7 protein-coding genes and 2 pseudogenes are annotated in these 12697 nt (G+C 55.4%); 5 read left to right on the plus strand and 4 right to left on the minus strand.

Annotated features, from left to right (window positions below; all coding sequences use genetic code 11):
• On the plus strand, positions 1–458 hold a 458-nt coding region (locus IAG25_RS40310), incomplete at its 5' end, for a transposase (RefSeq protein ID WP_187609801.1).
• Between the two features lie 238 nt (positions 459–696).
• Positions 697–1866 (plus strand): aldose epimerase family protein, encoded by a 1170-nt coding sequence (locus IAG25_RS40315; protein WP_187609802.1) that lies wholly within the window; start codon positions 697–699, stop codon positions 1864–1866.
• 579 nt (positions 1867–2445) lie between these two features.
• Here the strand turns inward: IAG25_RS40315 and IAG25_RS40320 are convergent.
• Positions 2446–2860, minus strand: a pseudogene (locus tag IAG25_RS40320) (IS66 family transposase); the annotation flags it as partial.
• A 34-nt stretch (positions 2861–2894) separates the two neighbouring features.
• Entirely contained in the window at positions 2895–3701 is an 807-nt protein-coding gene (locus IAG25_RS40325; RefSeq protein ID WP_187609806.1) for a gamma-glutamylcyclotransferase family protein, read from the minus strand.
• A 1589-nt stretch (positions 3702–5290) separates the two neighbouring features.
• On the opposite strand from IAG25_RS40325, the pseudogene IAG25_RS42440 reads away from it, so the two are divergent.
• Positions 5291–5527: pseudogene (locus tag IAG25_RS42440) on the plus strand (hypothetical protein); the annotation flags it as partial.
• Here IAG25_RS42440 and IAG25_RS40335 read toward each other — a convergent pair.
• Together IAG25_RS40335 and IAG25_RS40340 are read right to left on the minus strand one after the other, a co-directional pair.
• Positions 5492–6361, minus strand: a complete 870-nt coding sequence (locus IAG25_RS40335; protein WP_222946869.1) for an IS4 family transposase — start codon at positions 6359–6361, stop codon at positions 5492–5494. The pseudogene IAG25_RS42440 and the gene IAG25_RS40335 sit on opposite strands and share 36 nt — an antisense overlap.
• 457 nt (positions 6362–6818) lie before the next feature.
• Positions 6819–9668 (minus strand): pentapeptide repeat-containing protein, encoded by a 2850-nt coding sequence (locus IAG25_RS40340; RefSeq protein WP_187609803.1) that lies wholly within the window; start codon positions 9666–9668, stop codon positions 6819–6821.
• Between the two features lie 964 nt (positions 9669–10632).
• On the opposite strand from IAG25_RS40340, the gene IAG25_RS40345 reads away from it, so the two are divergent.
• Both IAG25_RS40345 and IAG25_RS40350 read left to right on the plus strand, forming a co-directional pair.
• On the plus strand, positions 10633–11736 hold the full coding sequence (locus IAG25_RS40345) for a hypothetical protein (RefSeq protein WP_187609804.1): 1104 nt from the start codon (positions 10633–10635) through the stop codon (positions 11734–11736).
• Positions 11737–11905: 169 nt separating this feature from the next.
• Positions 11906–12229 (plus strand): transposase, encoded by a 324-nt coding sequence (locus tag IAG25_RS40350; RefSeq protein WP_187609805.1) that lies wholly within the window; start codon positions 11906–11908, stop codon positions 12227–12229.
• Positions 12230–12697: the final 468 nt, after the last annotated feature.

The following is a 12697-nucleotide window of genomic DNA, read 5'->3' on the forward strand; positions in this document are numbered from 1 at the left end:
ACATGGGTCACGTGCTGACCGATAATCGGCATGGCCTGGTCGTGAACGCACAGGTCACGCAGGCCAACGGCACGGCCGAGCGAGACACGGCGGCGCAGATGCTTGCGGACGCCGCGCGAGTCGTCGGTACGTCCATTACCCTCGGCGCTGATAAAAATTACGACACGGCGGGCTTCGTGGCAACGTGCCGCGCGAATAATGTGACGCCGCACGTGGCACAAAACGTCGGCCGCGCGGGCGGCTCCGCCATCGATGCTCGAACGACACGATGGCCCGGCTACGCTATTAGTCAGCGCAAACGCAAATGCATTGAGCAGGTGTTTGGTTGGAGTAAGACAGTCGGGAGGATTCGGCAGGTGATGTATCGAGGTCTGAAGCGCGTCGACCAACTCTTTCTCCTGACTCAGGCGACCTACAACCTGACGCGCATGCGCACGCTGGCCGCTCGCGCGGCATGAGGGCGAATTTAGCAGCACCTGAATCAACGAAGCTCGGCGGCGAATTAGTTGGGACTCTACACGGCATTGGCTCTTTCGAGTGAACGATCGCCCAGAAAGGATATTTCACCAGTTTGCTAGTCATTGCATCGCAATCCAAACCTCAGAAGGAGATCCTTGCGTGCGGCATACGGCACGCTCTGCAACGCGACACAACCCAGATAAATTGCGGATCACAAAACATCGTATCGGGCTTCCAATGAACTATATTCGATCGAGTTGTCTTCTCAATGCGAGAAGCGCGGTAGTTTCAACTATCCTCACTTGCTGCATCCTCACTTCTCTGTCGGCTGCCCGCGCGACTACGGTTTCTGAGCACCTTTATGGCGTCGCCCAAAATGGGCGGCCGGTGAGTCAGTACACCCTCGAGAATTCGCATGGTGTCGCGGTCAAATTGATCACCTACGGCGCCATTATCACCGAAATCAATGTACCAAGCAGGCTCGGGGATCCCGAGAACATAGTACTGGGATTCGGATCCTTGAAGGACTACGAAACATACAATAGTAGCATTCACTTCGGATCGGTTATAGGTAGATATGCAAATCGAATTGGTAATGGTCGATTCCAACTCGATGGAAAAAGCTACAACTTGCCCATCAACAGTATGCCGAATACACTACACGGCGGTCCGAATAGCTTTGACACGAAAATTTGGAGCGCAAAGATCATCCGAGGAGGAGAAGGCGCCGGAGTTGAATTGATCTATGTAAGTCCAGATGGGGAAAACGGGTTTCCTGGTAAGCTAACAGTGCGGGTAAGTTATGTGCTCAAGGATGATAATGCGCTGCATATCGAGTACAAGGCCAGCACCGATAAAACTACAGTGGTTAACCTGACAAATCATACGTACTTTAACCTTGCTGGAGAGGGAAGTGGTAGCGTTGAGAATCAGCGCATCCAGATCGTAGCCGCACGCTACACACCTACCGACTCGACGTCCATTCCCACCGGTGAATTGTCCACGGTTGCTGGAACTCCAATGGACCTTCAGATTCCGACGCCGATTGGGACATATCTTCGCTCTAATTTTCAGCAACTTGTATGGGCGCATGGCTATGACCACAACTGGGTGCTTGACAACGGTGGCCGCAGCGAACCAGGCTTCGCTGCACGAGCCTACGATCCCACCAGCGGACGCCAGCTCGAGATTTATACGACAGAGCCCGGTTTGCAGTTTTATACGAGCAACTATCTTGACGGGAGCGTCGTTGGTAGTTCCGGCAAAACATACCGTCAGACGGACGGATTTGCTTTGGAGGCAGAACATTTTCCCGATTCACCGAATCATTCATCTTTTCCCTCTACTGAACTCAAGCCTGGTGAAATCTTGCGCGGGGAAACTATCTTACGCTTCTCGTGGCAATAGCATCCGCCTGGGGGTGACCCGTTTCCAAGTACGGTTAAGCGGTTGAATTTCGACTGGACTGGTTTCCTCCGGTTTGAGCCGTGCGGTGAGTTGTCCACGGCCGGTCGGCGGGTCGCTCGCTACGACCACGACGCCGGCCGGCGGTAGGCAACTTACCAATAGAGCGGATTCGGTTTTGTTCGTTGTGAAGTTGCTCGTAGCGGATCGGCAAGCGGTAACCTATGCTGCTATGACGACGGCCGACGTTGTACCAACCTTCGATCCACGAGAACAGCGCTTGCCGCACGTGCTCACGGGTTTTGAAGTGTGTGCGGGCGCGGCGATTCGCATTCGAGCGTGGCGAAGAGGCTCTCACACATGGCGTTGTCGAAGCAGTCCGCCACGGTCCCCGTCGACAGACGCACGCCAGCTTCACGGCAGCGGCAGCCGAAGGCAATGGATGTGTATTGGCGCCTGATCGGAATCATGGACGGCGTTGCATGAGAGCCATGTCCAGCGCCCCTTAACATCGTAAGCGCCTCAGGCGCCGTGCGTCCATTCGCGTGCGCCGAAAACATGATGGTGCACTGGAGCTGCCAGTCAGTTAGTGGGATCTGGCGGGCTGCCCGGTGTGCGCAGCTTGTCGGCCACACGCCAAGGCATGAGCTCGTCGATTCGATTGATGTTGTGACCGGCGATGTGGGTTAGCACATAGTCGAGGTAGGCGCGGATCGATGTCATTCAGTGTGCAAGTGCCAATCAATGCGTACATCGCGGCTGCCCGTTCGCCGCCGCTGTCTGAGCCGGCAAATAAAAAACTTCTCCGGCCCAGGCTTACACAACGCAGCGCGTTCTCCGCGATGATGTTGCCGATCTCGAGCGTACCGTCTTCGCAATACAACGTCAGTACGCTCCACTGCTTCAGCGTGTAGTTGATCGCCTTGGCCGTATCGGACTTCGACGACAGCGTTTCGAGTGTTGCCCTGAGCCACGCTTCGTAGATTTGAAGCAGCGGCCTGGAGTGCCAGGGATTTTATGACATAGTAGTACTAGTCAGCCTTCACTCCTCGCGTACAGGCCGCTCCTTGCTTTACGACAGCTGCGCTCGCAGCCGCATAGTCTTCGGAGAACGCTCGCCGCGCGAAGCAAGGTGCCGATTTGGCGAGTAATGCATCGACCATTTCGAACTGTTTGTCGAAGACCCAGGGTCGACGTGCGAGCGTACGGTCATTGAGCCAATAGGGGCTCCAGTCCCTAGTCGTCTCAAGGATCTCGCGCGCAAATTCGGGCCCATATTCCAGCCCTCCTTCGATCACGACGTCGATATATGACTCGACAAGTGGAAATCGCGCGTCCGGTGAGGGAAGCCCCTCGCCCGGCACCTTTCCTTCTGCCTTTGGCACGTACACCCAGACCGTGCCTTGCGCCGGCAGCGGCTGCCATGAAACAGCCTCCATAAATGCACGGGGCACCTCGACGCGCACATAGCCCTTCTCTCGCTCGTCGAACGCGGACATGTCATCGCCCACGGGATAGATCACTCCGTTTATCGTCATTGGCTCCTCGCCCTCGAACGAACGACGTAGGCCGAGCGCCGTAAACCCCGTGCGTGAGCGGTCACTCCAACTGCGCACGTAGCCGAACGCCGCTGAGACGCGCACAGGAATGGCAGAAGTCGATCTGCCGGCCGTAGCGTTGCGAGATGGCGTATTGATCAGTGAGCCGTAGCCAAAGATAAATTGAGTCGGCTGGTTCGGAAGACGCGTTCCCCAGAAATCGGATGCTTGCGCCTCGACGGCCGAACCAGCAAAAGCCAGAGCCGCAATGAGTATTCGAAAGCGTTCCATCGCCGACATCATCACATCTCCGTCCAAGTCGTCCTTGCAGATCATGATGTCTGCCCAGATCCGAATCCCTGTTGTCCATTGAATTCGCCTCTATTGGTCGCAGTCAAATTACCCTAGTGGAATGCGGTACCCTCCCCGCCAACGAAGCTGCGGGCCCGTGACGTCCCATTCTGAACTCGCGTTCTGGCCGCTGCCACGGACAACCGTCTAAGCTGGCTATTTTACCAGAGCACATGCCGAGCAAGGCAATGCAGAGGATCGCGCGCTCATTGAAGTGGACGGCCGAACACGCGAAGACTAGGGTCCTCAGCGTGTGTCGCGAGCAAGATAAGGCGTCTCCTATTGATGTACATGCGCCCGCGGCTGCTTCGAGCGTACCCATGGGTGATATTCCACGCATCGGCGTGGTAGTTCAATCTACGCGATCAAGTCATTTTGCGACGCCGTGAAGTAAGTGCCGGGCTCATTTGTCGCGATGTAAAAATCCTTAGGCGACTGTCGCAGAAGGCCACCTGTCGAAATGGAGCCGCGATGTCAACGTCGAAGCAGCAAATTTTTTGAATTATTTTTCTGGCCGTTCTTTGCCCAGGGATCAACGATCGCCCCACGCTGCCTGTAACCTCTGCTCCGCACAAGCATAGACCAACCGCGGAATCCGAATACCCGTTTCTGTTGCGCGCCGCGCCAGCTCGGCGAGTTAATTCTGTTACAAGTTGATCTTGCAACAAGTACATTCGTATTTAATTTTTGATCAATATGTTTGTATTTTTGCCGTATCCACTCGACAACGGTGCCGCAGATGAAGGCGGCATTGGCCCAGACCGCTTTTCGGCTTCTCGTTTCTCCCACACGCGTCAAAGATGATTGCCAACACAAAAGCGCCGTTGCACAGCTGGTCGCAGCCGGATGGACGGACTGCACCGAGATGACCGACGCACAATTTGACAGCTTCATGGGAGTGGTCACGACATGGACCGTTCAATCAACGATAACTGCCTGCTGACATCGCGCGCCTTCGCGCCGTCGATTGATTCTTTAAGGGGCTTGGCGTCGCCGCGCTGTACGGCATGGCGATCGGATGCATTTGGTTTCTCCGTGTAGCAGTCCGGGCAGGAGCGCTTTGGAAATGACTCTGCTGTAGATCTGGGCTGTCGTTTTAATCGTCGCGGCAACGTTTCTCGCCATCGATTCTGAAACTTGCTCGCCGACAATAATTCCAGCGACCGCGCCGTCTCGTTCGGCTGATTGTCGTCCTCTTTCAAATTTCTAAAATCCAAAAGGGAATCTCATGCTCGAAAATTTCACTGATGAGAAAGACGTCGCCGCCCTGCTCGCCGCTGCCGTTACCCTCGCAGGCCCGCAAAGGAGCCCCGTCACAGACGGCAGGCGCGTCGTGGTCGTTCCGGAGGGCCTCCGCACCGAAGTGATCTCTGACGTATTCCCGATCCCAGCGCGCGCGGCACGCTCAAGCTGCGTGACGCGGCAAGCTTCAGTCGCGCGGCACTTTCGATTATGCTCAGGTATTTCCGAAATCCAATCACGCACGAGCACACGCCCGAGTACCGGGCGATGTTCTTCTCACAGGGAAGTATCTCGAAGACTGGTTCGCCAGGAAGAAAGCGAAACTGGCGGCCAGCACGCGGCGCGAATGGAGCGGGATCGTCATCAAACTGCTGATCCCGCAATTCAAAGGCACTGCTCTATCCGCCCTCACGCGGCGCGACATCAAGAAGTGGCTGGCAGTATCGACCTTACGCGCACCAAGCCGCTATCGAATAAGCGTCTCGCGAACCTTGCAATTACCCACCGTCGTGGTGTGCAAGTTCATAGCCTAGCTGAATGTCAATCAGGCGTCGCATGCCGCGGCACACGACGGTATTGCCTGGCGGCGGGTCGCTGGCACGTGCAAGGTAGCCGCCGAGTTGCGCAAGCTTGTGAAGGCTGCGCAGCAGCGGCGGAGCCTGTGCCATGCGAGGCGTGTCTTTAACGACGCGATCGAGGAGTTCGACTTCTGTTTGTGTGAGCGCCAACTGGGCCGGCGCATGGGCAGCGCACCGGTTGAGCATCGTCAGCCAGAAGATGCGCCAACTCAGGATACAGAACACCGAGATAAGATTGGCTAAGCGATCGGCGGTACGCAGCTTCGATTCTTCAGCCTTGCCTCCCGACTTCAGAACCTTATGGAAGGTCTCTATTTTCCAACGCATCGCGTACCAGTCGAGCTTTTCGATAGCGTCAGCACGAGATTTTACTGGCAGATCAGTGATCAACTTCCACTCGATCGGAGGCCGACCGGCGGGTGCGGCCGTCTCCAGAGCATGAATGACGGTCAGACGTAGGTCGGGATAGCGACGCTGCTTGTAGAGAGGTGGTCGCACGGTAATGCGGCGATACCTGATCTCAAGAAAGGCTTCGTCGGGACGGCCTTTCGAATCGCGGAGCTCAACACGATGGACACCCTTGATCTTCGCCTCGGCCATTTCGTCGGCGATCGTATGCTCTCCGTCGCCGGCTAGGCGGTCAACACATGTGCGCACCAGGAAGTGAGTGCCCAAGTCGTGCGCTTCACAGAACAGTTCGTAAATGTCGCTCTCGCGATCGCCGATATGTACGCAGCGTTTGGGGATGCACCCAATAATGTCGTGGATTGTCTCAGATTTTCTAGCCAGCGATAGCTTTCCTTTTCTTCAATTGGCACACGCGTAGGGTTGACCTTTCGCTTCAAAGCCGTGCAGCCCTTGAACTTGGCACGGGTCCAGAATTTGATGGCCGTCAGACTGTTGCCTTTCGCCGTAAAGGAGCCGGGTGTTTTCGGCGTAATGGCGCCAGAGAAAGGCGCCTGCTTCGGGGCTCGAACGGGGATCAAGAATCCTTGTTTTTACCTGCTTTCGCAAGTGCTGATTTGTTGCTCTCGGGCATCGGACCGCCGGAATGCGTGATCACGTTCGCCGAAATACGCAAATAAAGGCAATGAGAACGGCTGGAACCTGAGGCCCTGAAGGGCTTTGCTCGATACACTACGTTAGCGCGCCCAACCTGCCTGGCGAACTCACCTGCCGCCAAAAGAAAACCGTTTCCACACGCCCTCGGCCATGATAGCTCGATCCCGCAGCAACCGGACGAACCTCAATATTGTCTCCATTTTGCAGGTAAGGCTGCGGTATAGATTGCCTCCAAGCGTATATTATTCTTCGCCTGGTCTCGTAGCGCTTCTTGCAGTTTGCCGGAAAGTAGCTTTGTGCACGTGAGGAGTTTCCTCTCCCCAAGGAGCCGCCCCTTGTGATCCACCAGTTCGTCTTTTGAAAAGCCGTTGACATTAGGATCTAGGTCGTCGGCATGATTCAGCATTGCGACCGCCAATACGCGCAGCCCTTCTGGCGAATCCAATTCCTCACCAAACATCAGGGAACTACTCGCGTACGACAATGAGGCTGCATGGGATCTGAGGAAAAAAGCCTTTTCGGCGTCGGTCAGGGCACCATGTACTGCCTCGGCCTCCGCAAAAAGCTGTTCCAGCAGGCCTTTTTGAAAACGCGCATTCGAGAAGGTCTTGAACTCGACGAAATCATCGTGATCATGCCCCACCAGCGGAAGAATGAACCGCTTCAGATCCACCTGGGCCTGCGGAGTTGTCCACTTCTGGCTCGCGCGACCGGCGGCCCCAATCATGTAACCTTCGACATACTCCGAGGGAATCACGGCCTTCACGATCTTCTCCAGCGACTGACTCGATAGTCGCGAGATGCTTTGGGCATGCAACACACGGAATTGCGCAAGGTGCGTCTGATTGAAAAGCGGATAGAACTCCGCTTTTGCCATCATCAATTCGTCAGGTTTGCCACTCGATTCATCAGGCATACGACTCCAGTCGACGGCAACGAATACATTGCTTAACTCTTCACCCGGCTCGTCGGGGGCCCGCATACCGTTCTTAAAGTCATCTTTGGTCAGCAGGATGCAAACCTCCGTTTCCTTGGCAAGCAACGGAAAATATGACGACTCCGGCTCGCACATTAACTCAGAGGATATTGTCACAAACCGTTTCAATTTATCAGGAAGTACGCTTAGGTAAGTCTTGCGCAGCGCCGATGCACGCTCACCCAGCTCTTCATGCCGTTCCGCCGCATCCAGTATCTGCAGCAAACTGAAGCTGTTCTCACGAGCCCATGCGTAGCCCTCGGGTTCCGGTTGTGTCAACTGTGTCTGTGCATGCCCCAGCATGACCTTCAGTGCGGATAGGGGCCAACTCTCCGCCGGGAATAGAACATCCTGATAGCTCGAGAACAGCCTTGGAAGCATCTTTTGAACAAAGGAATCGATCGAAACACTCTTATCCTGATACTCAGGATGAGCGAGCAGGAACTCCGTGACCACAGCTTGAACATCAGGATCGTTGACACCTGCGCTCACGACGTCGTCTAGCGCCTTTATCGCCACTTCCATACACTGGATCTTTCTATCACCCTTTAACCGTCTATCTATGGCAGTCAGGATGCTGCCGGAACGAGGATTGTTCCGGTGGTTAAAAAGAACATCACGTGCTTCTGGACGGCGCAAGTCCGCTGATAGTCCAGAGAAGGTAATCTTGGAAAGCATTTCGTCGGTAAACAGATCGCGACGGATGATAGTTTCCAGCGAAAATGTCGTCTGAGCCAAGGTCGTCGCGCGCATGTCTACCAGGGACAGGTTCGCCCCGCTCAGGTCCGCTCCGCTTAGGTCTGCTCCGCTCAGGTTCGCTCCGGTCAGGTTCGCTCCGCGCAGGTCTGCTCCGATCAGGTTCGCTGTGTCCAGTTTCGCTCCGTTCAGGTTCGCTCCGCTCAGGGCCGCTCCGCTCAAGGCCGCTCCGCTCAGCTTCGCTCCGCTCAGGGCCGCTCTTCTCAGGTTCGCTTCACTCAAATCCGCTCCGATCAGGTTCGTTCCGATCAGGTCCGCTCCGATCAGGTTCGTTCCGATCAGGTTCGCTCCGATCAGGCGCGCTCCGCTCAGGTTCGCTCCGCTCAGGTTCGCTCCGCTCAGGTTCGCGTTGGCCAGCCCGCTCCCGCTCAGGTTCATCCCGTACAGGGCCGCTTCGCTCAGATTCGCTCCGCTCATGTCCGCTCCGCGCAGGTCCACTCCGCGCAGGTCCACTCCGCTCAGGTTCGCTCCGCTCAGGTTCGCTCCGCGCAGGTCCACTCCGCTCAGGTTCGCTCCGCTCAGGTTTGCTCCGCTCAGGTTCGCTCCGCTCAGGTCCACTCCGCTCAGGTCCACTCCGTAAAGGCCCGCTTCGCGCAGGTCCACTCCGCGCAGGTCCACTCCGCGTAGGTCCTCCCCTTCCCGCAGCGTACTACGTCCTGCGAGCCAATCCCGTCTCGCCTGCGGGATGCGGTCAATGGCTTCCCCGTACCGGTAATCATCTGCCTCGTGCATAACAATTTCCCGTTCCAGAAGCGACTTGAGGGCATCGATGTCGCAATCCTCGATGGCAAAGGACTCCGACGTCTCGCCAGTCCTCACAGTAATGGTGAGGACTGTGCCGTTCGCGCCGGTATCCTCGGAAACCTCCAACTCACCGCCGTGTTTCAGCTCTATCGAAACAGAATGATTACCCGGACCCTCAATCACGTGAGCCTTTTCGAGGATTTCCTTTTGAAGATCCACCACCGCTTGTGTGACGGCATCTTCTTTCTGGTAGCTGCTGATGCACTTGCAAACCCGCTCGATGAGCAGTCCAATAAACGCAGTCAACAGGGTGATCGCCGCAGTCACTGTCCCACGTGAGCGGGAAATATTGAAGTCCCCCGCCCGTTTCCCCATGCTTTCTTCCGTGTTGGCGGTGGCGCCCCAAAAGGCTTTACTGCTAAACGTGGGAACGTTTTTGCCGTCCACGCCCAGCCGGAAGGCCTCGTGCGAGCCTCCCCCGAAACGGTTCATCTGCCCATCAATTGGAGTTTTACCGAAAAAAGCTCGTGCAAAGGTTTGTGCAGTTACAACCGGCATAGCGGAGGTGGTCCTGGTCAATTTACGCTGTTTAGGTTGCCATTGATGCACGGATCGCTGAAAGATGGTTCCCTTCTCCTTGCATTCGGCTTCACCATCGAACGTGCAGGACAATTCGCTTGCCCGGATGGCTGTAGGTCAACACGCTCCATGATGACTAGGATCGGGTTAACGCGCATTGGCGAATCTGCCTGAAGTTCGCCAATTTGCGTGCTGTCCGACCCGCGGCCAGCCGAATCCGAGCCGATGGGGTCGAACTCCACCCTGAATTGCGGGGCGTTGATGCCTAGTGCGGCGAGCCATCGTTGCACGGCATGGCCGTCCTTTTGCAGCCGCCTATCAAGCGGTCAAGGCATACGCGGGCGTGTTGCGCGCGCCGGACATGACTCGTCGCCTTCAGGCAAGCATCGCACCAGAAAGTTAACAGCCCGGCGCTCCGTTTACACGCACTTCTCGCCCCACAAACAAAAATGCCGTTCAGCGCTAACTGAACGCCATTAACCCGGCGGTGTCTTTTAGTTGACGTCGCCGCGCAGCATCTTCGCCGGCACCTGCGCATCTATTCGACTCATTTCGACAACTCGACGCAACTTCGCCAAAGTGGGGTCGTCGTTTGACGCGTACATTTGCTGCCCAGTCGGACACTCGCTACGATGGGAGACGCCAAGGTATTCCGATCAGGCCGAGAGTTTGCCGCGTATACCGGCTTGAAACGAGGTCGCCGGGCTCGGGTGGCAACCCATCCTGTCCGTCTATGCACAAGAGAGCTTGCTCAAACGGGAAATGTTTATATACAAACTACTATCGGCAACTTGAAACAGCCGCGGCTGAGACCGCCTTAAATTGAAACAACCGGCCTCCACGATTCCCGGGGCGGTTCAAGACGACCTAGCTCCAAAACCGAACGTGAGTTCACGCTATGAGCGATGTCCATGGAGTCAGCTGCTCCTCCAAATTTACGTCCATGAAGTATCAAGGAGAAAATATAGAAGACGTACTAGATCGCACCGATTTTAATGATAAAGATTCGATATTGGTCGCCTATGACATCATCACTAGCAACTTAGAAGAGAGTGATCAGTTTTGCGCGTTCGTAATAGATGGAGGGAGAAACGAAAAAGCGCTAAAGACTCTGACAGCCTTAAAATTACGCATGCGAGCTGGCGATCTTAACCAAAGCACGGCTTTCATTCCCAACTACAGCAAAGACTCGTTGAATGAGCTAGCTAATCTGCTTTCGCCTCTTGGTGAGGAGATGCTGCTTGAAGGCTATCCTGATGAATCACTGGAAGACATAATGCCGAACTACCTAGCCAGGGAAGACCGGTGGGCTCTTACCGGCTATGTCCTCCTTAAGCGGCATAGAACTGAAGACGCAATGAAGGCGTTTTTGCGGGCGGGGCTCGCCTACGAAGCGAAGGCACACTACGATTTGGCCGGTGTCATCTACACAAAGGTATCATATACCCACTGGACGATCGCAGAGGCATATAAGGGGGCTAACGACGACGAGAATGTCGCGAACCATTTTTTAGCATCGGCAAGAACTTTCTTGAAAGTCGCTCAGTGCTACATTTCCCACGTATCAAACGATAACCCCGCGAATGACGTGAGAAGCTACAGGTTCGCTTCAGAGGCGTACGAAAGGTCCGGAGCGGCCTACTGGAATACCATAAAGGCTTACGATAAGCTTAACCAGAGCCGACGGGCCGCAATGACCCTCATGTCCGCAGGAGACTCCTTTAGAGATGCGGCAGGGATATTCACGCGGGCGAATAATGCCTTAGAGGCTGGAAAAGACTGGTTTAAGTCCGGACTTGCTTACTCAGAGGCAGCAGCACGTTTCAAACGACTTAGTGAATACGACGCGGCCAAAAGGAATTGTTCGAGAGCCTTAGACGCCTTTGCGAGAAGCGGCGACGCCTACAAGCTTGCTGAAAGGCCTCGGTCTGCCGCAAAATTGTACTTGCTGGCCGCCGCTTTCATCAACGGCAATAACGAGGCGTTTAAGTGCGCATTAGTAGCCGTCGGAAACGAATTGAGCGACGATGCGGGGGGCAAAGTTTGAATTGAAACTTCGTAGATTCAGGAAAGCGATTCGCAAACGTCGTTTCAATTTTCTAAAGTCCGCTTATTGAACGCATTGGTGATGTTGGGTAATGTCTCGTACCGTCCCATCAATCATAATAGGAAGTGTGTGGTAGTCTAGCGATCTTGGACACTTCGAAAGGTAAACTTTGGTCGACGAACGAGGTGTTAAATGGGCAGAAGAGAATTTTCAGAGGAATTCAAGCGCGAAGCGGTGGCGCGTCCTGGAGCAGGACTACACGGTGACGAAGGCTGCGAAGGCGCTGGGCATTGGAGAGAAGGCGTTGCGGCGCTGGACCGGCAATCGCCGGCCGGTTGCGGGTGCGCCTGTGAACGCAGTCGAGGGCGCTAGCGCTGAACAGGTAAGGATTCGGGCGCTTGAGAAGCGCGTGATGGCGCTTGAACGGGAGCGCGACATTCTAAAAAAGTCCACAGCCTTCTTTGCCAACGAGCTGGATCGCGATGCGAAGTGATCCAGCAGGCAGAGAAGGCATGCCGAGGCTCGTGCTGATGTGCTGGATTATATCTTGATGTACTACAACCAGGACCGTTTGTACTCGGCTGCCAGTCACATCCCGCCAGCCGAGTTCGAGAAATTAAAGGCGGAAACTGTTTAACCGGTGTGAAAGAATACTGAACCACTACATTGCGCCTTTGCTCTGGCGCTGCAGGCCAAAAAGGGCGCCGATCGCGAACAAAACGGGCACGCGTAGTCTAGTCGATATTAGCGAGCGCCCCCAGCCATAGTTTGACACGTACATTTGCCGCTCAGTCGGACGTTCTCTATGCCCCCACCTAGAGAACATCGAACGTCTTCGAGGCCATCATCGGCCAGCGCCAGTCCGACCATTCACCTTGGAGTGCCTTCCACCGCACCAAGGGATTCCCGTTGATGTAAAAGAGACATAAAGGATATTCGAACGTGTCAGATATTATTGGGT

The sequence above is a fragment of the Caballeronia sp. EK genome, assembly GCF_014384845.1.
GTDB lineage: Bacteria > Pseudomonadota > Gammaproteobacteria > Burkholderiales > Burkholderiaceae > Caballeronia > Caballeronia jiangsuensis.

Bases quoted from the DNA above. Each gene is read 5' to 3' on its own strand.
- IAG25_RS40315 (WP_187609802.1), top strand. From the start codon at position 697: ATGAACTATATTCGATCGAGTTGTCTTCTCAATGCGAGAAGCGCGGTA.
- IAG25_RS40325 (WP_187609806.1), bottom strand. From the start codon at position 3,701: ATGTCGGCGATGGAACGCTTTCGAATACTCATTGCGGCTCTGGCTTTT.
- IAG25_RS40340 (WP_187609803.1), bottom strand. From the start codon at position 9,668: ATGCCGGTTGTAACTGCACAAACCTTTGCACGAGCTTTTTTCGGTAAA.
- IAG25_RS40345 (WP_187609804.1), top strand. From the start codon at position 10,633: ATGAAGTATCAAGGAGAAAATATAGAAGACGTACTAGATCGCACCGAT.